Origin of the sequence: Paenibacillus ilasis, assembly GCF_043195395.1 — a bacterium.
Lineage (GTDB): Bacteria > Bacillota > Bacilli > Paenibacillales > Paenibacillaceae > Paenibacillus_AQ > Paenibacillus_AQ lautus.
This window is the reverse complement of record NZ_JBHDJG010000001.1, coordinates 279,809-302,408: the sequence shown is the minus strand read 5'-3', so window position 1 is coordinate 302,408 and position 22,600 is coordinate 279,809. Positions and strand designations below refer to the sequence as shown.

At 51.2% G+C, this 22,600-nt stretch carries 23 protein-coding genes; 8 read left to right on the top strand and 15 right to left on the bottom strand.

Annotation, left to right across the window (positions count from 1 at the left end; translation table 11 throughout):
• The first annotated feature begins 157 nt into the window (after positions 1-157).
• Positions 158-1,159 carry a lipoate--protein ligase gene (locus tag ACETK5_RS01630; protein WP_127594444.1) on the top strand — a complete coding sequence of 334 codons (1,002 nt, stop codon included), beginning with the start codon at positions 158-160 and terminating at the stop codon, positions 1,157-1,159.
• A 90-nt stretch (positions 1,160-1,249) separates the two neighbouring features.
• Here the strand turns inward: ACETK5_RS01630 and ACETK5_RS01625 are convergent, their stop codons facing one another.
• Positions 1,250-1,963, bottom strand: coding sequence for a metal-dependent hydrolase (locus ACETK5_RS01625; RefSeq protein ID WP_100539016.1), 714 nt, complete (start codon positions 1,961-1,963; stop codon positions 1,250-1,252).
• Positions 1,964-2,249: 286 nt separating this feature from the next.
• Here ACETK5_RS01625 and ACETK5_RS01620 point away from each other — a divergent pair, with 286 nt between their 5' ends.
• Both ACETK5_RS01620 and ACETK5_RS01615 read left to right on the top strand, forming a co-directional pair.
• Positions 2,250-3,152 (top strand): DMT family transporter, encoded by a 903-nt coding sequence (locus tag ACETK5_RS01620; RefSeq protein WP_326114311.1) that lies wholly within the window; start codon positions 2,250-2,252, stop codon positions 3,150-3,152.
• A 38-nt stretch (positions 3,153-3,190) separates the two neighbouring features.
• On the top strand, positions 3,191-3,997 hold the full coding sequence (locus ACETK5_RS01615; RefSeq protein WP_394054183.1) for a Cof-type HAD-IIB family hydrolase: 807 nt from the start codon (positions 3,191-3,193) through the stop codon (positions 3,995-3,997).
• Between the two features lie 130 nt (positions 3,998-4,127).
• Here ACETK5_RS01615 and ACETK5_RS01610 read toward each other — a convergent pair whose 3' ends face one another.
• Entirely contained in the window at positions 4,128-4,889 is a 762-nt protein-coding gene (locus ACETK5_RS01610; protein WP_100539019.1) for a TioE family transcriptional regulator, read from the bottom strand.
• Positions 4,890-5,114: 225 nt separating this feature from the next.
• On the opposite strand from ACETK5_RS01610, the gene ACETK5_RS01605 reads away from it, so the two are divergent.
• Positions 5,115-5,522 carry a GNAT family N-acetyltransferase gene (locus ACETK5_RS01605; protein WP_394054182.1) on the top strand — a complete coding sequence of 136 codons (408 nt, stop codon included), beginning with the start codon at positions 5,115-5,117 and terminating at the stop codon, positions 5,520-5,522.
• Positions 5,523-5,621: 99 nt separating this feature from the next.
• Here the strand turns inward: ACETK5_RS01605 and ACETK5_RS01600 are convergent, their stop codons facing one another.
• The 4 genes from ACETK5_RS01600 to ACETK5_RS01585 form a co-directional block, all read right to left on the bottom strand.
• Positions 5,622-6,401, bottom strand: a complete 780-nt coding sequence (locus ACETK5_RS01600; protein ID WP_100539021.1) for an MBL fold metallo-hydrolase — start codon at positions 6,399-6,401, stop codon at positions 5,622-5,624.
• A gap of 161 nt (positions 6,402-6,562) precedes the next feature.
• Entirely contained in the window at positions 6,563-6,799 is a 237-nt protein-coding gene (locus tag ACETK5_RS01595) for a hypothetical protein (protein ID WP_071222624.1), read from the bottom strand.
• Positions 6,796-7,824, bottom strand: coding sequence for a nucleotide-binding protein (locus tag ACETK5_RS01590; RefSeq protein ID WP_326114688.1), 1,029 nt, complete (start codon positions 7,822-7,824; stop codon positions 6,796-6,798). The genes ACETK5_RS01595 and ACETK5_RS01590 overlap by 4 nt, the downstream gene beginning before the upstream one ends.
• Before the next feature lie 112 nt (positions 7,825-7,936).
• A complete protein-coding gene (locus ACETK5_RS01585) occupies positions 7,937-9,214 on the bottom strand; it encodes a serpin family protein (protein WP_394054181.1) in 1,278 nt (425 codons plus the stop codon).
• A 189-nt stretch (positions 9,215-9,403) separates the two neighbouring features.
• Here ACETK5_RS01585 and ACETK5_RS01580 point away from each other — a divergent pair, with 189 nt between their 5' ends.
• On the top strand, positions 9,404-9,970 hold the full coding sequence (locus tag ACETK5_RS01580) for a GNAT family N-acetyltransferase (RefSeq protein ID WP_100539024.1): 567 nt from the start codon (positions 9,404-9,406) through the stop codon (positions 9,968-9,970).
• A gap of 236 nt (positions 9,971-10,206) precedes the next feature.
• Here ACETK5_RS01580 and ACETK5_RS01575 read toward each other — a convergent pair whose 3' ends face one another.
• Genes ACETK5_RS01575 through cysT form a run of 4 tightly spaced genes read right to left on the bottom strand, consistent with a single transcriptional unit; the run spans position 10,207 to position 13,976 of the window.
• Positions 10,207-11,265 carry a sulfate ABC transporter substrate-binding protein gene (locus tag ACETK5_RS01575; protein WP_394054180.1) on the bottom strand — a complete coding sequence of 353 codons (1,059 nt, stop codon included), beginning with the start codon at positions 11,263-11,265 and terminating at the stop codon, positions 10,207-10,209.
• Between the two features lie 35 nt (positions 11,266-11,300).
• Positions 11,301-12,365 carry a sulfate/molybdate ABC transporter ATP-binding protein gene (locus ACETK5_RS01570; RefSeq protein ID WP_100539026.1) on the bottom strand — a complete coding sequence of 355 codons (1,065 nt, stop codon included), beginning with the start codon at positions 12,363-12,365 and terminating at the stop codon, positions 11,301-11,303.
• A 1-nt stretch (position 12,366) separates the two neighbouring features.
• Positions 12,367-13,164: a sulfate ABC transporter permease subunit gene (locus tag ACETK5_RS01565; RefSeq protein WP_394054179.1), complete on the bottom strand. Its 798-nt coding sequence runs from the start codon at positions 13,162-13,164 to the stop codon at positions 12,367-12,369.
• Entirely contained in the window at positions 13,161-13,976 is an 816-nt protein-coding gene (cysT, locus tag ACETK5_RS01560; protein ID WP_100539027.1) for a sulfate ABC transporter permease subunit CysT, read from the bottom strand. Before cysT ends, ACETK5_RS01565 begins: the two co-directional genes overlap by 4 nt.
• Positions 13,977-14,275: 299 nt before the next feature.
• Here cysT and ACETK5_RS01555 point away from each other — a divergent pair, with 299 nt between their 5' ends.
• Positions 14,276-14,677: a secondary thiamine-phosphate synthase enzyme YjbQ gene (locus ACETK5_RS01555; RefSeq protein ID WP_071222616.1), complete on the top strand. Its 402-nt coding sequence runs from the start codon at positions 14,276-14,278 to the stop codon at positions 14,675-14,677.
• Positions 14,678-14,858: 181 nt separating this feature from the next.
• Here ACETK5_RS01555 and ACETK5_RS01550 read toward each other — a convergent pair whose 3' ends face one another.
• The 3 genes from ACETK5_RS01550 to ACETK5_RS01540 form a co-directional block, all read right to left on the bottom strand.
• Entirely contained in the window at positions 14,859-15,452 is a 594-nt protein-coding gene (locus tag ACETK5_RS01550; protein WP_100539029.1) for a TetR/AcrR family transcriptional regulator, read from the bottom strand.
• Positions 15,453-15,458: 6 nt separating this feature from the next.
• Positions 15,459-16,091: a YigZ family protein gene (locus tag ACETK5_RS01545; RefSeq protein ID WP_100539030.1), complete on the bottom strand. Its 633-nt coding sequence runs from the start codon at positions 16,089-16,091 to the stop codon at positions 15,459-15,461.
• A gap of 106 nt (positions 16,092-16,197) precedes the next feature.
• Positions 16,198-17,553: a glucose-6-phosphate isomerase gene (locus ACETK5_RS01540; protein ID WP_006212326.1), complete on the bottom strand. Its 1,356-nt coding sequence runs from the start codon at positions 17,551-17,553 to the stop codon at positions 16,198-16,200.
• A 196-nt stretch (positions 17,554-17,749) separates the two neighbouring features.
• Between ACETK5_RS01540 and ACETK5_RS01535 the strand changes: the two genes are divergently transcribed.
• Entirely contained in the window at positions 17,750-18,646 is an 897-nt protein-coding gene (locus tag ACETK5_RS01535) for an NAD(P)-dependent oxidoreductase (protein ID WP_100539031.1), read from the top strand.
• A gap of 167 nt (positions 18,647-18,813) precedes the next feature.
• Positions 18,814-19,740, top strand: a complete 927-nt coding sequence (locus ACETK5_RS01530; protein ID WP_394054178.1) for a copper amine oxidase N-terminal domain-containing protein — start codon at positions 18,814-18,816, stop codon at positions 19,738-19,740.
• A 131-nt stretch (positions 19,741-19,871) separates the two neighbouring features.
• Here the strand turns inward: ACETK5_RS01530 and ppnP are convergent, their stop codons facing one another.
• The gene (gene ppnP, locus ACETK5_RS01525; protein ID WP_006212330.1) at positions 19,872-20,189 is read right to left on the bottom strand and encodes a pyrimidine/purine nucleoside phosphorylase; all 318 of its coding nucleotides are present in this window, start codon (positions 20,187-20,189) and stop codon (positions 19,872-19,874) included.
• Between the two features lie 103 nt (positions 20,190-20,292).
• On the bottom strand, positions 20,293-22,314 hold the full coding sequence (gene tkt / locus ACETK5_RS01520) for a transketolase (RefSeq protein ID WP_100539033.1): 2,022 nt from the start codon (positions 22,312-22,314) through the stop codon (positions 20,293-20,295).
• Positions 22,315-22,600: the final 286 nt, after the last annotated feature.

Genomic DNA, 22,600 nt, shown 5'->3' with positions numbered 1-22,600 from the left:
CATGCCCTGGCTCTTGCAAGCCCTGCCGTTATGTAATGCCATCATTATGTCGCTACCGTCCCTGACTCGTCAACATGGAATGCTTTGTCTCTGTCTTAAAATTGGTTTACAATAGTCTGGAAGCACCACATTTTGAATTGTGACGACGGAGGATACTATGCTATTTATCGATAATCAGGGGATCCATGATCCATCCATTAACCTAGCGATTGAAGAATATGCCTTGAAGCACTTGTCCATGGACGAGAGCTACCTTCTCTTTTATATCAACAAGCCTTCCATTATTATCGGAAAGCATCAGAATACGATCGAAGAGATCAACCAAGAATACGTTCGTGACAACAACATTCAGGTTGTACGCCGGTTGTCCGGGGGCGGGGCTGTATACCATGATCTCGGCAACCTGAATTTCAGCTTCATTACGAAGGATGACGGACAGTCCTTCCACAACTTCCTGAAGTTCACGCAGCCGGTCATCAACTTCCTGCAAAAGATGGGCGTACCCGCCGAGCTCAGCGGCCGGAATGACCTGCAGGTCGGCGAGAAGAAAATTTCGGGGAACGCGCAGTTCTCGACGCGGGGACGCATGTTCAGCCACGGCACACTCATGTTTGACCTGAACCTGGATGATGTACAAGCCTCGCTGAATGCCAATCCGGAAAAATTCAAATCCAAGAGCACCAAATCCGTCCGCAGCCGCGTGGCGAACATTAAGGAGCTGCTTGGTACTGATATGACGATTGAACAGTTCCGCGCGGAGCTGCTTCGCTCGATTTTCGGTATGGAGCCTGATCAAGTACCCCAATATGTCCTTCAAGAGAAGGACTGGGAGATCATCAACCAGATTTCGAAGGAACGCTACCAGAATTGGGATTGGAACTATGGACTATCTCCTGAAAGCAATGTGAAGCATGCCAAGAAGTTCCCGGTGGGCATTATCGATATCCGTATGGACATCCGTGAAGGGCATATCGGAGAGATCAAGATTTACGGCGACTTCTTCGGCGTCGGCGATGTGGCGGATATTGAAAACCTGCTGCGCGGCAAACGGTATGAAGAAACCGCGGTGCGCACGGCGCTATCCGGCATCAACGTCAAGCATTACTTCGGCAACCTGGAGTTCGACGATCTGATCGGCCTCATCTTTCTTGAGGAATAGATCCGGCTGAAATCTAAATAAGCCTCCCGCCCCATGTGCAATTTGCATAAGGGTGGGAGGCTCTTTCATTTCAAACAGGAATACCTCGGATCAAGAGGAGGCCATAAACACATACCAAACAAGGACCAGCGTCAACACAATGCATGCATTCTCTACCGTGCGTCCCCATTTGCTTCCGGTGCTCATGATTTTCAGTTTAATTCTCCATTTGAATGGAGGAAGCGGACGAATTCCGCGGTTGGTCAGTGCATCTGCGAGCAAATGAATCGAGTAGGATAAACCGCCGGCAAACCACAGACTTTCCCCGTCGATCTTGCCCTGCGATGCAAAATACAGCAGACCCGTCCATCCGGCTGCGGCATAGACGGTATGGGTTAACCCCCGGTGGGTTACCAAGGAGCCTGCAATGAGCACGCTGCCTGCGATCGTGTTCCATGGGCTGAAGTCCTGCCCGAAGGATATCAGTCCGAGACCGATCAGGAACATGACAATATGGCGCAGGGTCCGGCTTGGCAGGTACGAAACAACCCCGATCAGCCCGGCCAGGGCGATGTTCCATGGGGCATACTCCTTGCCGTAGAAGACAACGAAGATGGCTGCGCCAATCATCGCCAGCTGAAGGATTCGCAGCAGCCCGGAAGGAATGGCTTTGCGAACCAGCAGGGAGTTGGGCTCGTCGATGTCGGGAAGCAGCGCGCTAACCAAAGCCACTGCGGCAGCCGGCAATGTGACAGGCACTCCGCTCATGCCCATGACGGATAACGTGACCCCTGTGCTAATAATCAAATGAGCTCTGCCCATCATGATGACAATCTTCCTTTCTAAGCTCAATGCTGACTATGGGATCGATGGATCGTTGCCGGTCTTCACGTCCGATAGCCCAGGGTTATGAGAATATACGTTCGGTTCAATAGTATAGCAAAATCATCCTCTTTTTGTCTACCCCTTCCACTTGGGTTAGGCTTAAAAATGGTTGTCCGATTCTCTGATATGGGATACAATTTGATCACTTGCCCAAGGTTGCGACCAGGGACGAATGCACGGGAATCTCATCAGGAGTTTCACATCTTCAAGAAAGGATGACTACCGAGTGAATCGCTCACGAATTGCCGATCTCAGCCTGCTTCTGGTGGCTATGATGTGGGGATCTACGTTCCTCATCGTTCAGCATGCGGTCCGCGTGCTCCCGCCGATGGCTTTCAATTCCGTCCGCTTTTTGGGAGCGGCCCTGCTCCTTGCATTGATCATCACCCTCTTTTACCGAAGTCAGTGGAAGCTAATATCCGGCAAAATGCTGCTGCATGCTTGCCTGCTGGGTCTTTTTTTATTTATAGGATACGCCTTTCAAACCGCGGGCCTTCTGTACACAACCACGTCCAATACAGGCTTTATTACCGGCTTGTCCGTCGTGCTGGTCCCTTTCATATCCTATGCCCTGTTAAAGCACTCCATCTCCAGGTTCACCTGGATCAGTGCCTTGCTTGCGGCAGCGGGTCTGTATCTGCTTACCTTCACCGGTTCCGGCATGAGCTTGAATAAGGGGGATTTGCTGGTATTCGTTTGCGCCATCGGTTTTGCGCTCCATATTGGTTATACGGGCGTTTATGCCGGTCGATATCCCTCTTTGCTGCTGGCGGCGCTCCAGATGGCTGTCGTAGGGGTATTAAGCTTAGCGGCATCTGCACTAACCGAACATGTCGGCAATGTGACCGACCTGATGGACAAGCTAACCCAACCGAACGTGCTGTGGGCACTGGTGGTATCCATCGGACCCACCAGCGCATTCGCCTTCTGGATCCAAACCGTCTGTCAAAAATATACGACGCCGTCCAGGGTGGCCATCATCTATGCAACGGAGCCGGTATTCGCCGCGCTGACCGGAATTCTGTTTGCGGGAGAGCGGCTTACGCTCACCGGCGGCATCGGTTGTCTATGCATTTTGGCAGGAATGATGATTGCGGAATTGAAGTCTGCGCCACAGAAGGTACAATAGAGTTAAAGACAGAGACAGAATCCAAAGGAGAGATACCCATGACAACTTACAAATTGATGGCGATCGACATTGACGACACCCTGATCAATGACGATAAGGAAGTAACCCCCGGCGTCCAGCAGGCGCTTGAGCAAGCCGTAGCCCACGGTGTCGTTGTGACACTGGCAACCGGACGTGCCTATGCGTCGGCTCAGGCAATTGCCCGTCAAACCGGACTTAATGTTCCTATTATCACCTACCAAGGTGCCTTAATTAAAAATCTGCTCGACGAAAAGGTTCTCTACGAACGCTTCGTTCCCGTCGACGCTGCCGTGAAGCTGTATGAATACTGCGTAGAGCATAATCTCCATCTGCAAACCTACATCGATGACAAGCTTTATGCCCGTGAAGAGAACCAGAAGCTGGTCGATTACTGCGCCCTGAACCGGACGCCGTATTATATCGAGCCTGATTTTATGAAGATGGTTCAGAAGCCGACCCCGAAAATGCTCATTATTGACGATCCCGACTATCTGGATGAACTGATCCCTGTATTCCGCGAGCTGCTGGGCGATGAAGTGCATATTACCAAATCCAAGCCTCATTTTCTTGAATTCATGCATAAGGAAGGCACGAAAGGACATGCCCTCACCTTCCTGGCCGATCATTTTGGCTGCGATCTCAAGGAAACCATCGCTGTCGGCGACTCCTGGAACGATCACGAAATGCTGGAGGCCGCCGGACTTGGCGTCGCTATGGGCAATTCGATTGAGCCGCTTAAGGCGATTGCCGATTACGTAACGCTTGGGAATAACGAAGACGGCGTAAAACATGTCATTGATAAATTCGTGCTTAACCGAGGTTAATATCCGGGACAAATAGATATACGCAAACAAGCCTCCATGATATCTATGGGGGCTTGTTCATGTCTATACATTGAGTCCATGTGTTCGTTAACAAGTAAATGGGCAGCGGAAAGCCGTCTCGGCCTATCCATCATTCCCGGTCCGGGTTAAATGTTAGAATCGGCTTCAGAAGTGCCGCATCGTTGAACTCCAGCAGGCCTACCTCCATGCACAGCTCCATCAATTTATGGATGCCGTTAAATTGCTGCAGATTCCGCTTATGAATGACGGATAACGCTTCGCGAACCATTTTTTGGGCCTGCTCAATGCTTTGATGCTCCACGGCCTGAATAATCTCCTTGATGCTCTCCAAGTAATACACGGTGCGCCTTAGCGAGCGAATCAGCAAAATCTGCCTGACTTGCGATGGGCTGTACAGCCGATATCCATTCTCGGGATTTCGATCCGGGGTGATCAAACCTTCCTTCTCCCAGTGACGGATGGCGGACGACTCCACGTTGGTCAGTTCGGCGACTTCCCCGATCGTCATATGGGCTTTGAGCTTTCTGTCTTTGATGATGTTAAGCTCCGGGTTCTCGAGCAAGGCAAGCGTTTCGCCCGCAATATTTTTTTCCTGCTGAAGCTTGACTTGCTCCCCATTCACGATCCAGAGGGCTTCATCCATCTCCCTCTTCTGAATGTGGCGAATCACATCATAAGTAACCGCGTAACCGAACCCGGGAAACATGGCGCGGAGACAACGGAAGTAGGCCAGATGCATCTGCGTGTATAAACGGTATCCTTTCTCGTTCCGGTCAGGAGGGGGTACCACTCCCCAAGATTCATAATGCCTTAAAGCACTCGTGCTGATTTGCAGCTCTTTGGCGATATCTTTCGGCTTGTAGTAATGCACGCCGGTTCCCTCCCCAATCACGATTGAGAACCTACTTTACCAGAATCACAGGCCATTGGCAAACCTTAAATTAAAACATTAAAGTGCTATGAGAAGGTCTACGGGATAACATCCTCGGCTTGGTTGAATTTTCTACAAGGCATCTTCTCACTTGCATCAATGTTGTATATTGAGTGTTGTAGAGGCAAGTGGAACTCATTTCTTAACAGCGGGAGGCTGACTATGATGAATATGCACATAACCGAAGAATGTCCACAGCGTAAAGAATACATGGACCTAAGATTAGATGCAGGACTGCCTGAGGTTGAGATTTCGGCCATAGAGACGGCGCTAAACCGCAGCTTGCTGTCCCTTCTGGCCCGAGACGGCAATGACCGGCTAATCGGGATGGGAAGGGTCGTGGGCGATGGCGCGTTCTATTTTCAACTGGTGGATATTATGGTTGCGGCCTCCTATCGGGATCAAGGGCTTGAAGATACGATCGTGTCCGAACTGCTGGCTCGCCTGAAAAAAATAGCACCAAGCGGAGCCGAGGTCACCGTCATCACGGACGTGCCCGGAATCAAGCTGTACCAGCATGCCGGCTTCAAGCTGCTGTACCCTGATCGATACGGCATGGCCAGGTCTGTGTAAGAGAGCGGAGCCTTCAAACCTGTGTAAGGCATCCCACTGGGCTGCGAAATCGCTTCCGCTACATTTTTGCACTCCTAGTCACACAAACTCACTATTTTTTCATTTACTCAGCTTTACGGTCATCCCCGTCCTCGCCACACGGACTCCCTCCGGAAGAGGCAGCTCCTTCCGAACATCGACGTCATGAGACATATGGGTATACACCGTTTGGCGAGGCTTCACCTCGGAGAGCAGCTCTGCCGCTTCCTTCATGTCATAAACGGAGCGCGTCTCGAATTTGGCGGTTTCATGAACAAAGCTGGTTCCCAGTACCAGGAGATCCACACCTTTCAGCGGCTCCTTTTCCTCAAGGCTTAGATTAATCGAATCCGAGTTGTATACCCATGTGTACCCGTCCTTCTGGAACCGGTATGCGTAGGAATACCCGTTCTGGCCATGGTTTACCTTCCAGCAGGAAATCTCCCAGCCGCCAAGCGTCATCCCATCGTCCACAGCCGTCATCTCCATCTGGCGTGGAAGCCATGGATACTGGCGTACAATCTGCTCCAGCACCTCGGCAGGGGCGTATAACCGACCTTTTTCCCTCTGCCATCTGCAAGCATCGCTCCATTCCGGAAGGCCGCCGATATGATCAAAATGGGCGTGCGTAACCAGCATATCGCTCATCTTCCGCTTTCCCAGCCCTTCCATCATCGAGCGCCAATCCGGGCCGCAATCGATCATGAAGGACGTTTCGCCGCACTCCACCATCACGGAAGAGCGCAAACGCCGATTGATTCCCGTATTCCGGGCTTCCGTGCATACCTCGCAATCGCAATATACCCTTGGAACGCCCATGGCATCTCCCGTTCCCAAAAAAGTTAATGTATCCCCGCTCACATGGCATCCCCCACTTGTGTTTATAGATTCGTTCTTGGTTATGCAGACCTTGTCCCTATATTGTATAAGCGCACAAAGAAAAAACAAAGACCGCCCGGCTCATCCCGAACGGTCTTTCGTCATTTCTGTCATACGATAGATATGGCTATGATAGCAATTCATTAAGCAAACGAGGGCTTATTATCGTCAACGGCTCCGCTGATGACCTTGACGTACTTCTTATCTACACCTTCTACGGAAGGACCAACATATACACTATTCTTGCTTGGGCGTCTAACCGAGCGCTTCCGGGATTTCAGCGTACTCATCATCGGTACGGGTCCCCGAACCACCCAGCTGCTGCCATTGGCGGACCCCTGCGGATGACCTGACGTTCTCTTCTTCTCATTCCTGCTCACGACGAATCCCCTCCAACTAAATGCCTGATGGTACGAAGCAGCTCACGATTCTGTTCTACAACCTCCGCGAGATCTTCATCCGTAAGAATCTCATGTCCCGTAAAATGCACGGACAATACATGATTTACACCTAAAGGATAGCAGAACACATACACCTGTGCAACTTCCTCTTCGTGATAAAATGCCCATTTTCCACTATTATAGACATCCATCACATAAATCGACTGGTTACTTGGCGAATGTTCCTTATCCCCATCGAACGGGAAATACCGTCCTCTACCTACATTACCCCCAATTTGGGCAATGCCTTCATCTCTTCGGCCCCAGAAGGCGGCGCCGGTCACCCTGAAATCCCCTGCAGCCGGCGGGAGCAAGGAGTTTCGGACAGCTTCACTCAGTGCATGATATTTTTCCGATTCATCCGTCACATGCACATTTCGATTATATTCCCAGAAAAAATGCAGCACACTTTGCTTGCGCCTCAGCTCTGCATCCTTCTGCTCAATCACGGTGCTCGGGTTGTTGTAGAACCCTTCGGTTTCGATCGCACTCAGAATATGCCCGCAAGCGACATCGACCGCTGATTTGTAATCGTCATCGCTTCGCAGTTCGTATTCGAGCAGCGTTAAGCCCTGCAGGTCGGAGAGTAGATGGTAATCCTTAACAATAACGTCTTGAACGGAGCTGCTGTCTGCCTCCACTTGATCCGGGATGATGCAGTACACCCTTCGCCGCCCGAGCCTTCCCCAATACAGCCCCATCTCGAACAACGTGTTGTCGCGGGTAACAAATACATGCTTGCCTCGAATGAGTGCGACATCATCCGGAGAAAAGACGAACACACCAAAATCACTGGACGCCAGCTGTTTCTCCAAAGCTTCCATCGTATACATGTTCGCCCCGAACGTTCCGCCGTACCAAGGTGTCACTTGAGCGGATCGTTTGAGCTGTTCGTGGATCGCCCTTGCATACTTGATGGCCTCTCTGGAAGAACCTATGAATAAATTCGGCTTCGGTATGGTCATAGGCACATCCTATTCTCCCTTTGTTATACATTTTAGTCTTATTCGACCATTATAACAAAGTTGCCTATTTTTGGGTGAAAATTATGGCAGGCGCATGTTGGTATAGTATATGCTACGGTTTCAAAACAGACCCCATAAATAACCATGCACCCGTGTCCCGATCTTCAATGGCAAAGAAAAAAGGGCGGTTGATATTCATGGCGATCGGCTCGGTAGGCTCGGCGCTTTCCGTTATTCCCACCGCTGTCACAGCTGCAGCCTCTGTCCCTTTTTCGCTGACATCGACAATTGTCCGGTGTGTGACATGATCGATCCAAAATCCATCCCCTTGTTCGGCCATTTCGCTAAAATCAGCCTCGGCGGTATCAAACGCTTTGACCATGCCAAGGCTCTTAAGGGCATCCGGAAGCTCGAAGCTCTGCTCCGCCTTGAACTTGGGCAGACCGAGCTGAACCGTCTCGTACGAGTAATCGCCTTTCCAGACGGACGCATCCTTCCACAGCTGCCGATGCAGCTTATCCATCGATGAGGATTCCTTCGGCAGGATGACCAGCATATGCATCCGGCCGTCTCCATATGGAATGCGAATGGCCTGCCAGGACTCCCCTTCTTTATAGCTGTATCGTCCTTCCCGCTTCATCATCGGGACTTTTTGAGTGGTGCCGTCAGATAGCGTGAATTCTTCATCCACGGTATTCGCCGGATCAAATTCATCCGTCCATCCTCCATTGAAATAAATGGCATTGATCAGGACCGCAACACCCCCTGGCGGCTCATTATATATCGAAGGGATCATGCCGCTGGTCTTGTCATTCACCCACTGGTTAATCTCATTCATCGCTTCCTCCTGCTTAAGGTCCGTCTCCCTGACCTCCGCGCCATAACTGTCCTTTACGGCTTCCATATAGGACTCCTTCAGCTTAAGACCTGGCCGGTGCCACACGGAATTGGCCACATTCAGCACGACGCCTCCCCCGTTCTCCAGCAATGATCGCAGCTGGCGGTTCCCATCGTTGATATGGGCCACACTCATGCCCTTCCATCCAAGTACGTCGGACATCTCGGCGGCCGTATCGCCCGCTGTCCCGTTATAGGCCAGTGCCAAAGCTTGCGTAATGCTGTACGGAGAAATAATCAGATTACCGTTCGAGTACTCCGGGTTATTCGATAACGCTTGATGCAATCGTAAGCCAAAATCATTCTGCGCTTCCACCATGCCGGTATCAATCTTGGTCAACACCTCTTTGCGTTCCTGAGCCGACAATTCCTTCACTTTGGGCTGCTTATGCACAATGCCTTGCGGTTCCCCTGATTGGATCTCGCTGCCCGGAGCGCAAGCGGTAAGCCCAATAAGCAAACATAGGCCTGTGAGTATCTTTATTTTCCGCATAACCTTGTCCCCCTTCAATGTCAGATTCTTTGTCTATCTACTATTGACGGAATGACGTCACCTAATGTTTCATATAAAGGAGCATTTATCCAAATTCAGTTGGCAATCAACTTCATCACCGTTACAATGTAGAGAATCAGCACCGTACTTCAGCCTATACAGAATACAGAGCGAAGGGAATTTCTACATATGCAAAAAATCCGCCTTGAAGGCAGCAAAGTTACGCTAAGATCCAGGAAACCCGAGGATACCCCGGTTTTATATAATCTGATCTATGGCACCAAGAATCCGGAATGGAAAAAATACGACGCTCCTTATTTCCCGCTCAAGCCGATTTCCTACGAAATATTTGAAACGCAGTGGAACGCCGACTTCGAAACCGATCAATTTCCGAATGACCTGCTCATCGAAGCGGAGGGAAAGACGATTGGCATCGTCACGTTCTATTGGGAGCATGAAGCCTCACGCTGGCTGGAAGCCGGAATCCTGATATACGATCCGAGCCATTGGAGCGGCGGGTACGGCACCGAAGCGCTGTCGCTGTGGATTGAATGCCTGTTTCAAAATCTCACCATTGCCCGTGTCGGCATCACCACCTGGTCCGGCAATCCGAGAATGATGCGCTGCGCGGAGAAGGTCGGCATGCAACTCGAAGGCCGCATGCGGAAGTGCAGATATTACGCGGGCGTCTACTACGATTCCATTCGCATGGGCATTCTGCGCGAAGAATGGGAAGCTCGGAAAGCCCAAGTATAAAGCAAAATTGTTACTGCACAATCCGTATACGTGGCATCCTTGCAGCACACGAGGCGTCATTCAAACGATTGCTAATGTTCTCTACACAAATAAGCGAGCCGGCCCAGGAGATCCTGGACGGCTCGCTTTCTCTTTTTTTGATCGACGGGCCATTTACGAAACGGAACTCAGCACACGACTATCCCTCATGAGTCACCCTCATGTGTCCATCCAATCGCTCCGTCTGCGATCGAGCGTCATAGCCCGGAGAGCACCTGATACCAGACTCCGCGCTTGGAATACAGCGTCTCGCGCACGTGATCCCATCCGCCCAGATACTCGATATCGAATAGCCCCGGCGGGTTGGAAAACTGATCCTTCGTCTGTTCATACACCGATTCTTCAACCGGACGGAACCCATATTTCACGAATATGCTCTGCGCCTCCGGCGTGCGCAAGTACTCCACAAAAGCCGCCGATACATCCTGCGTGCCATGTTTTTCAGCGAAACGCTTGACGACTGCAGCAGGATTCTCGATCAGCATCGTATGCTGCGGCACAACGATATCATACTGGACGCCTTGGGCAATCCGGGCAAGCAGCTCATTCTCATACGTTACGATTACATCTCCGACCCCGTATTCAAAGGCCGCCATCGAAGCCCGCCCGCTTTTATCGAGCGATTCCACATTGCGGTGAACCGCTTCAAGGAAAGCTTTCGCTTCGGCAGGATCACGCTTTCCGTTCTCTTCCGATTGTTTCAGCCCCGCGCCGTAGATCGCGTTAATGTCCCACTGCGCACCGCCCGAGGTCTTCGGATTCGGATACAGCACCTTGACGTCCGATCGGGTCAGATCGTCGAAATCCCGTATCCCTTTCGGATTTCCCTCGCGTGTGCCGAGAACGACAATCGAACGTGTCACCATGCCGTTATACGGCTGAGATTTCCATTCGGGGTCCACAAGCCCTTCCCTGACCAGCTTGTCGACATCCCCTTCCATGGCAAGCAGCGTGACGTCGGCCTCGAATCCGCCCGTGATGGCACGAGCTTGTGTTCCGGAAGCCTCGTAGGACTCCTGAAACCGAATGGTTTCTCCCGTCTGTTCCTTCCACTGCGCTTGAAAAGCAGGGATGATCTCGGACAGGGCGTCTCTGGCCACGCTATACGCGCCCAGAACGATCGTTCTCTCTCCGGCTGGGGATGTCACTTCCTCGCTATCCGGCTGGTCACTGACGCATCCTGCCATGAAAAAACTGAAGAGAAGCGCCATGCCAACCAGCAGGAATGAGGTACGTTTCATATTCAAGATCCGCATGAATGAATCCACTTCCCTTCGGATATTTTGACCCATCAGATCATAATTGGCATCGGGTCGACCTTCAGTCGATTCTCCTCGATCCAGCTGTGCTCCTCATTAAAGAGATAAGCCCGGTGAACGAGGACGCGGACCTCTTGACCCGGATACAGCGTTTCCTTCTCCAGTGAACGGTATGTGATCAGCTTATGTCCCTTAACCTCCACCTCCACCAGCCATTCGCTGCCGCGGAAATGCAGATGACGAACGATCCCCGTCTCCGTTGCAGACAGCACGCTGAAATCATGCTTGTTTCCAATCTCGATATATTCCGGGCGAATCAGCGCACGCGTCGCATTCTTGTTAGCCGCTGCCTCAAATCCCTTCAGCTCGGCCGCGCTCGAAATCACGGTAGATTCCCCTATGAATGAAGCGACAAACGGCGTCTTCGGCTCCTTGTAAATATCCCAAGGCGTCCCCTTCTGCTCAACGCGCCCCTGATTAATAATCATAATTTCGTCGGCGACTTCAATCGCCTCATCCTGGTCATGCGTAACAAAAATCGATGTAATGCCGACCCGCTCAATCAGCTCGCGAAGCCAGGAGCGCAGCTCCTGACGGATCTTCGCATCGATGGCGGCGAACGGTTCATCCAATAAGAGCAGCTGCGGTTCGGGCGCCAGCGCTCTGGCAAAGGCTACACGCTGACGCTGTCCGCCCGATAATTGGTGCGGATAGCGGCTCTCGAAGCCTTTTAAACCGGTCAGCTCCACCAATTCCATCACCCGGTCCTTGATGATGGCTTTGGGAGTCTTCTTCACCTTCAAACCGAAAGCGATGTTATCGAACACGGTCATATGTTTAAACAAGGCATAGTTCTGGAACACAAAGCCGATCCCGCGCTCTTGCGGCGGTAGATCATTGACGACTTGGCCATGAAAGGAGATTTGTCCGGAGTCCGGATTCTCAAGCCCGGCCAGCATGCGCAGGATGGACGTTTTACCGCCTCCGCTGGGCCCCAGAAGTCCGATCAGATGTCCCTTCTCAATCTCAAAGCTGACATCTTTGACGGCATGAAACGTACCGAAATGCTTGTTCAGATCGCGAACTTCCACATGCATATCAATGCACATCCTTTCTTTTTTTGGCCCATTCCATCAGCAGCAAAAGTCCTACCGAGAAGGCAGCCAATACCAATGCGACGCCATTCGCCGCAGCCACGTTAAAATTCTCCACATCCTGATATACCAGCGTCGTCGCCGTCTGAGTTTTGTTCATGATATTACCGGACACCACCAGCACGGCACCAAACTCGCCCAATGAACGGGCTACCGTGAGCACCAGGCCATATACGACAGCCCACCGGATGGAAGGCCACGTTACTTTCCGGAACGTTGTCCATTCGTATGCCCCTAGCGTCGCTGCCGCTTGTTCCTGATCATTTCCAATTCCCTGCAGGACAGGCATGACTTCGCGAACCATGAGTGGAAACGTGACGAAGAGTGTCGCGATCACCATGCCCGGGAAAGCATATACCACCTTAAACCCGATCCCTTCAAAAAAACCGCCGATGATGCTGTCAGGTCCGAGCAGCAGGACAATCATCAAACCGCCGATAACCGGCGATACAGCGTAGGGCAGATCGACAATGCTGTTCAGGATGCCTTTGATCTTTCGGCTGAGCCAATTCGCCCGTACCAGGTACAACGCCATCATGATGCCAAATAACGCATTAAAGAACGTAACGAATACCACAATAAGACCCGTCATCATCAGGGCATGCAAGGCTTCCGGCCTGAACAGACCTTCGGCAAACCCGATCAGCCCTTTATCAAACGCGCCGATCGCAATTCGGGACAGGGGAATGATTAGCAGAATGATAAATACGGCGTACGTAAGTCCGATCCACAGACGTCTCAAACTCGTCTCCCCCTCTGCTGAACGGCATTGATCACCCAGAGGATGATGAAAGAGAGGGTAAGGAGCAGAATCGACACCGCAGCTGCTCCAGCAGGATTATCGCTCTCGACCTCACCAAAAATAAAAACCGATGCAATCAGCGTTCTTCCCGGAATGTTGCCGGCCACCAAGACAACGGCACCGAATTCGGCCAATGCCCTTGAGAATGCCAGCATCCCTCCGCTGATAATCCCCGGCAGCATCGACGGCAGGATAACCTTAAAAAAGGTTCTCGTCCTGGAAGCCCCCATCGTATAGGCCGCTTCTTCCTCCAGCGGGTCAAGCTCCTCCAGCAGCGGCTGAACCGCCCGGATAACAAACGGAAACGTGACAAACATCATCGCTATCACAATCGCGGGCTGGTGGAACACAATTTCAAAACCCAATTTCTCTGCCAAACCACCGAGAAAGCTCCCGGGTCCCAGCAGCAGCAATATCATCAGACCGCCTACGGCTGTCGGCAGCGCAAAGGGCAGGTCGACCAGACTGTTCAGCAGCGTCCTTCCCGGAAACTTATAGCGTATAAGCACCCATGCAATCATCGTTCCGACAAGCACGTTGATGAAAGTAGAGATGACGCCCAGCTTGATGGTAAGCAGCACAGCTTTCCATGCTATCGGATCCATAATGCTCTCCGTAAAATGACTCCATCCTGCAGAGAATGATTGCACATATACCCCAAAGATCGGCAGTACGATCAAGGCAAGAAAATAAAGCAGTACGGTACTTCGAAACCCCCAAGTCCAACCTTTATGACGAATCCATGTTGTCATATCGTATCCCTCCCGCCTCCGGATGGCATTCCGGTCGACACTTTCCCAAACCATCTTTATATTTCCTATTTGTATACTTGGTTTTCTTTACACATACTTTACCAAAAGCGGAATCCCATCGTCAATCCATCTTTTGCACTTTATCGGGTAAAATAATAGAAATGGGAAGAAAAACGTCTGTCGACGTACTTTCTCAGTAGACAGACCGCATTTAGCGGAAGTTTTTCTTGCAAGATAAGGATGCTAAGCCTCGGATGTTTATACTTTCTTATCTCTTAAAAAATGAGGAGGTATGGTACATGCTGTATACCGGTGAATTGGATACGCAAGGTCGCGATGAGATGAGGGATATTACAAGGGAGATCCACTCCTACGTAAAACAAAGCGGGGTCCAGCAAGGAACGGTCCTGATCTATTGCCCGCATACGACGGCGGGGATTGCCATCAATGAGAACGCGGATCCCGATGTGAAGCGGGACGTCCTGATGTCGCTCGATGAGGTCTATCCTTGGAATCATCCCAAGTATCGCCATGCGGAGGGCAACACCGCTTCCCACCTCAAATCGATCACCTGCGGCCCTTCCCAGACCGTTATCATTCAGAACGGGCACCTGCTTCTCGGACGTTGGCAGGGCATTTATTTCTGCGAATTCGACGGTCCAAGGCAGCGCCAATATCATGTGAAGATCATGGAAGGATGATCCCTTAAATAAGATGTATGTTGACGCCAGCGTATGTATAACAACACAAAAAGCAGACAGGCACATGCTAGGGGGCGTGTGGACCTGTCTGTGTTTTATTCATTAGGTGATTGACGTTTCAACGCTAGGTCGTTGTAACGGATTGAAGTATCAAGCTGCACGTCTTGGCAGCATTTAAAGATCAGACCCTGCTGTACAGACTCCGGCATAACACTTTGATATGGGTAAGAGCGGCTGGTTTAATCTCATCAAAACCAATTCTGTCCTGAATATAATACGATATAAATCCATGCAGCGACAAAAACAAAGTCAGCGGAACGGTTCGCCGTTCTTCCTCACTGTAATTCTCCTCAAGCAAATACTGACGGACCAGCATAGCAAACATTTCAAAACAGCGTCCCTGCTCAGAGCGACAGTAGGACAGCAGCTCTTCGTCCCGAATCATGAACATGATTTCGTACTGGTAAGGATTATCCAGACCGAAACGAACGAATTCCAGCATCAGCTGCTCCAGCTTCGATACCCCGTCACAGGGAGGCTTTCCCGAGACATCCAACAGCAAATCATTTAGATCATTAAAGTCCTTCATGACAATGGCGTAGAAAAGCTCCGCCTTTTCCTTAAAATGATAATACAAGGAGCCGTGGCTATAACCCAGATGCTGCCCGATGCTTCGCATCGATATGGCCCTGTATCCTTTGGTTATGAACAAATGCCTGGCTGCTTCCAGTATCCGCTCTCTCGACAACTCGCGTTCTACAGCTCTTCTTGCCATATTATTTTATTCCCCTTCAATAAAATAAAGCCGCTCTCCCTCCGTGATCAAGGACTGCCCCTGTGTCAAATCCACCATCCAAGTCATAAAGCTCTCCGCATCACCATCGAGCGGCAAGCAGGTCAAGGTTACCGTGTCGGCAAAGTTTGTCTCTCCCATTCGAACGCCCCGGTTACGAAGCTCGTTCTCCACCTTACCCAGCCAGGTATAATCCAGCTCCACGAAAATCTCCCGATGCAGAACCCTTGTAATCGGTTCGCCTGACTCAATTGCAGCCACGGCTCCGTCGGTGTAGGCCCGGATCAATCCGCCCGCACCCAGCATAATGCCGCCAAAATAACGCGTGACCACAATGGCTACATTCTTCCGCCCCTGATTGCGGATCACCTCGAGAATCGGCTTACCCGCCGTTCCGCTCGGTTCCCCGTCATCCGATTGCTTCTGAATCTCATCCCGCTCGCCGATCATATAAGCGGAACAATTATGCGTAGCATTCCAATGTTTTTTCTTGATCTCTTCAATAAAAGCGACGGCTTCCTCTTCCGTTTCAACCGGCATCACATGCCCGATGAAACGCGATTTCTTGATGACAATCTCTTTGGAGCCCGCCTGACGTACCGTTTTGTAACGATCCAGCATGAAACTACAACCACCTCTATATTGCCAAGAAAGCAGTCCACGGCAACGATATGCCAGCGGACTGCTTCCTTCAGCGTCTTACGTCTAATCCAATGAAAGTGTCAGGTTATTCGGAAAGTCTAGCTTCCAATTCGGCCTTCTCTTTCTCATACCCAGGTTTGCCGAGCAATGCGAACATATTTTTCTTGTACGCCTCTACGCCCGGTTGGTCAAACGGGTTGACACCCAACAGATAGCCGCTGATACCGCAGGCCTTTTCGAAAAAGTATACCAGATATCCGAACGAATAGGGAGTGAAATCTGGAATTGTCACAATCAAATTCGGAACTTGTCCGTCTGTATGAGCCAGCATGGTGCCTTGGAAGGCCTTTTTGTTGACAAAATCCAATGTTTTCCCGGTCAGGAAGTTCAATCCGTCCAGATCGTCCGGATCCGATTCAATCGTAATATGCTCGGATACGTTCTCAACCTGAATGACCGTTTCGAAGATGTTGCGGCTGCCTTCCTGGATGAATTGACCCATGGAGTGCAGATCGGTAGAAAAATCGACGGAAGCCGGATAGATGCCCTTGTAATCCTTGCCTTCGCTCTCGCCATATAGCTGCTTCCACCATTCCGATACAAAATGCAGGGAAGGCTCGTAGTTCACGAGGATCTCGATGCCTTTGCCTTTACGGTAAAGCGCATTACGAACCGCCGCATATTGGTAAGCCTCGTTCTCGGCTACGTTCGGGCTGCTGTATTCCTTGGATGCGTCAGCCGCGCCCTGCATCATTTCTTCAATGTTGATGCCTGCCGTAGCAATCGGAAGCAGACCGACCGCAGTCAGCACGGAATAACGTCCGCCCACATCGTCAGGGATGATAAAGGACTCGTAGCCTTCCTCGGTAGCCAGCTTCTTGAGGGCGCCCTTCTCTTGATCCGTTGTAGCGTAAATGCGCTTGCGAGCTTCTTCCTTGCCGTATTTCTTCTCCAGTTCCGCACGGAAAATACGGAATGCGATAGCCGGCTCTGTCGTTGTGCCGGATTTGGAGATGACGTTGACGGAGAAATCTTTGCCTTCAATCAATTGAAGCAGGTGAGTCACATAAGTGGAGCTGATGTTGTTACCCGCAAAATAGATTTCCGGTGTCTTGCGCTGGTCCTTCGACAGCTCATTATAGAACGAATGCGACAGCATTTCGATGGCAGCGCGTGCCCCGAGGTAGGAACCTCCGATTCCGATAACGATCAGAACGTCCGAATCGCTTTGAATTTTGGCAGCCGCTTTCTGGATGCGCGAGAATTCTTCTTTATCGTACTGCGTCGGCAGGTCGATCCAACCCAGATAATCGGAGCCGGCTCCCGTACCGTTATGTAACTGTTCATGAGCTGTGCGGATCGGCTCTGCGAAATAATCAACTTCGTGCTGATTGACAAAAGTCAATGCTTTACTGTAATCAAACTTGATTTTTTTAGACATGCCTTAAACCTCCTGTGAATTTAGAAATAGGATACTTTAATTTAATAAAGACCGCAAGTTTCACGGGCCAACTGTCATCTATTCTTCATGCGCGGATTTCCTTACCGCTTCCATTCCTCACAAACGCTGGCTTCGTTTCAGGAACCCATGCTAAGATAGAGTGGATCAGGAATCCATAATCGAAGGTGATATAGCTATGAAAAAAATCGGGTTTATCGGACTGGGCACCATGGGAGCTCCCATGGCCTCCAATCTGCTGAAGCAGGATTACGATGTGACCGTGTATAACCGCACCCACGAAAAGTGCCGTCCGCTCGCCGAACAGGGAGCCTCCATTGCGGAGACGCCTCGTGAAGCGGCTGATGGACAAGATCTTGTCATTACAATGGTAAGCAACGACCAATCCATCCGCGATGTATTCTATGGCGAGAATGGTCTGCTTGGCTCCCTGACGAGCGGGATGACCGTCATTGACTGCAGCACGATCTCCGAGAGCCTTGTCAAGGAAATGGCTTCCGCCGTATCCGGTCTCGGCGCTTCCTTCCTGGATGCCCCGGTAACCGGCAGCAAGCCTGCAGCGATTGATGGAACCTTGGTCTTCATGGTTGGCGGTGATGCCGCCGTCATCGAAGCGCATGCGGACGTATTTGACACCCTGGGCAAAAAAGTCATCCACATGGGACCTAACGGAAGCGGCGCTGTTGCGAAGCTTGCGCATAATACCATTGTGGGCATTAACAATCTGGCGCTAGCCGAAGGCTTCGCCATCGCCGCGAAGTCAGGCATTCCCGCTGACAACTTCCTGGAGCTTGTGCAGCTGGGATCGGCCGGCAGCAAAGCGGCAGAGCTGAAGGGACGCAAAATTATCGAGGGCGATTTCAGCAACCAATTCTCGCTTGCGCTCATGCTCAAGGACCTCAAGCTGGCCTCTTCACTCACGGATGGCATCGGAATGCCTTCCCCTATGCTGAATCTGGCCAAGAGCCTGTTTCAAGCCGGTGCCAGCGAAGGCTATGGCGAAGAGGATCTTTCCGCTGTCGTGAAATGCTATGAAGCCTGGATCGGCCAAAAAATCGGCGGACAGCAGCAGTAATAACAAACAAGCCGTGCTATATCTTATAATGGCTCCTTCTTGCTGGTTTGCGGTTCATCCGGACTAGGAGGAAGGAGCTATTTTTTTGGTCATTCCATCATTTTCCTCTCGGAAAGAAACTTTTTGCATTTCACTTCCGTCTACTATGCAAAGGGAGGAATTACAACATGAAATGGACCAAAAGATCAAAAGCAATGGCAGCTGCTGTCATACTAACCGCTGTTCTGTCTCCTGCAATAGCCGGTTCACCGGCTTCTGCCGCAGCCAAACCAACCGCTTCGATTAACAATGTTACCGCAAGCGGTGACGTGCTGATCAGGCAGGGCACCACCTTTGTTACCCTTACCGATCTCAAGCCTCTGGGTAACTACGTCATGAAGTACGACAACAGCAAGAAACAGGTGACGATTCAGGGCGACCATCGAACGGTGATTCTCACGGCCGGAAACGCCCACATGGATGTGGACGGAGTTAAGAAGGCACTGCCTGCAGCCCCGCTGCTACATAAAGGCAAGACCATGATTCCCCTGAGGGCCGTAGCCCAAGCTTTTGATGCCAGCGTCTATTGGAATGGCTCTTTAAAAACAGCTTATATCAATAAGGCAGATGCCACTATGCTCGCTGACTTAAAGAGCTCCGATCTGGCCACCGCCCGGAATGCTGCAGCCAAGCTTCCTTACTCATCCCAACTGCAGAAACCTGAGCTGGAAATGCTCCCTGTGGAAATGCAAGGCGTGGATTATTACTTTCCAAAAGGCAAATCCAATCGCTTCTTCCTGGTCGATAACGACATCGCTGAATATTACGAAATCCAGGGAGGCGTCAAATATTTGAAATGGCAAGGCAAGCTGGACTACTCCGCCAAAGCGGCTGCAAACCAGAACCTGTTCTTCCTGCCTGCGATTCAAGCCGAGGTCGGTAAGCAGCCGGATGTCAAGAACTGGACTGTAGCCAAATTCGTATTCCGCTACCCTTCCGGCGTCACGAGCTACCGACTGCTCGACCGCGGCAAGGAATGGGGCGAAGGGTACGTAGAGCTTGATAACCACTCACCAGGCTACAAAGGTGAGATCGTGACGATTCCGGAGGAATGAGTCCATTATAACAACCACCGTTAACCGCATGCGTTGACATCCGGCATTGACAGTAAGGGTTCAGAGCCAACGGCTCTGAGCCTTTTTGTTGTTTATTTACGGACACGAAGTCATGTGCAGCGCTGAATCTATTACATGGTCGGATAAGAGCAGCAATAATCCGTAACGGTGCGGATTTCCAGTTTAAAGCTTGAATTGCCCGGAACGTTAAAGGTAGCGGATCCTTGAATCTCTAACCACTCCTGCTCTCCGGGCAGAAGGACACGCAAATCGCCCGACAAAATCTCCATAATCTCAGGGCCATCCGTTCCGAATTCATAGCTTCCCGGAAGCATGATACCGAGCGTTACCTTCTCGCCATTCTCCAGCAGCACCGTACGGCTGGTTACCTTCCCCTCATAGTAAACGTTGGCTGCTTTCGTAACGGTAGCGTTCTTAAATTGTGACATCGACAAACTCTCCTCCTCCAACAACATCGTTATGGCTTGATATATGGACGGCACCCGCAGGATGCGGGTGCCGGAAAATCAATATAGAGTTACATCCGTTGTATTACAGCAAGCCTTTTACGCGGCTAACCACGTTCTCAACGGTAAATCCGTATTCGGCAATGACGCGGTCGCCAGGAGCCGAAGCGCCAAATGTGTTGATGCCCAGGATGTCGCCTTTGTCTCCGACATAACGCTCCCATCCGAACGGATGAGCCATTTCAATAGCCAGACGGGCTTTTACGTCAGGAAGCAGCACGGAATCTTTGTATGCCTGATCCTGGCTGTCGAACAGATCCCAGCTCGGCATGCTGATGACGCGCACGGCGATGCCTTCTTCAGCCAATGCTGCTTGCGCTTTAACGGCAAGCTGAACCTCGGAACCCGTTGCAATAATTTGAGCTTGCACGTTGCCATCCTTCGCATCGGCAACAACATAAGCACCGCGTTTGATGCCTTCACGTGCATGATCCACCGTGCCTGGAAGGATTGGCAGATTCTGACGAGTCAGCACCAATGCTACCGGGCGGTCTGTGTTCTCAACCGCATAAGCCCATGCCGCGGAAGTTTCGTTGGCATCTGCAGGACGGATCACCGTCAGACCTGGAATGATGCGCAGGGAAGCCAATTGTTCAATCGGTTCATGCGTAGGACCGTCTTCGCCGACAGCGATGCTGTCATGAGTCAGCACATACGTAACCGGCAGCTTCATGATGGCAGCCAGACGTACAGCCGGACGCAGATAATCCGTAAATACGAAGAACGTGCCGCCGAAAATCTTCAGTCCGCCATGGAGAGCGATACCGTTCATCGCGCCGGCCATTGCGAATTCACGAACACCATAATACACGTTGCGGCCTTCATAGCTGTCCGCCGTGAAAGAGGCCAGGTCGTTCAGGTGAGTCATGGTGGAGCTTTCCAGGTCAGCCGATCCGCCAAGCAGCTGCGGCACGCCTGCAGTCAAACCGTTCAGCGCTTTACCGGAAGCCACGCGTGTGGAAACCGCTTTGTCATCCGCGCTGTATTTCGGAAGGTCTTTATCCCAACCGGAAGCCAGTTCACCGGATTCGCCGCGCTCGAATTGCGCTGCCAGTTCCGGGTAAGCCTCTTTGTATTTCGCAAATTGGTCAACCCAAGCTTGATAAGCTGCGATGCCGCGTTCTTTCACTTTGCCAAAATGCTCGCGCACTTCATCAGGCACATGGAAGTCCTCTTCATATACCCAGTTATAGAATTCCTTGGTCAGCTTCGCTTCATCAGCTCCAAGCGGAGAACCGTGCGTACCGCCATGGCCGCCTTTACCTTGTTTGTTCGGGCTGCCGTAACCGATGACGGTCTTCACTTCGATCAGCGTCGGACGGTTCGTATCGGCTTTCGCTTCCTCGATCGCTTTCTCGATCGCAGGCAAATCGTTACCGTCTTCTACGCGCAGCACTTGCCAGCCATAAGCATCAAAGCGCTTCGCTACGTTCTCGGAGAATGCCAGGCTGAGCTCGCCGTCAAGAGAGATATCGTTGGAATCGTACAACATGATCAATTTGCCAAGCTTCAAATGACCTGCCAGGGAAGCTGCCTCGGAAGCCACGCCCTCCATCATGTCACCGTCGCCGCAAATCGCATACGTATAGTGGTCAACCACGTTGAAGCTCTCTTTATTGTAAGTCGCGCCCAAATGAGCTTCAGCCATTGCCATACCTACAGCCATGGCCACGCCTTGTCCAAGCGGACCTGTCGTTGCATCAACGCCGGCCGTGTGGCCGAATTCCGGGTGACCCGGGGTTTTGCTTCCCCATTGACGGAACTGCTTCAGATCCTCAATGGACAAGTCATAACCGCTCAGATGAAGCAGACTGTAGAGCAGCATGGAGCCATGGCCTGCAGACAAGACAAAACGGTCGCGGTTAATCCACGCCGGTTGGTCCGGGTTATGGTTCATCGTCTTCGCGAACAGTTGGTAGCCCATAGGTGCAGACCCCATCGGCATGCCCGGATGACCGGAGTTTGCTTTTTCGATCGCGTCGATCGCCAATGTCCGGATCGTTGCGATGGACAGGTTGTCGATCGTTTGGTTATGTTCAGTTGTCATGATTCGTCCTCCTCAAATCTTTTCCATAGTAAGCTTCGAAAATGAAGGCTTCTTACGCCCCTCCAGCCCCAATCCATATGGTATCAGAGCAGTTAGGAATGTTGAGAATATCATTTTGACTCTTATTGTATCACCACACGTCTTTCATTTCCATAACGTAATTGTCAAAGTTGTGTAAAAGCCGTCAGGGAGAGCGACATCCCCCTTGCATTATTTCCCTTAATAGTCCGGTTATAACCGGATTCGACATCCGTTAAACGATTTTACGGACATCGGCGGCATGGAA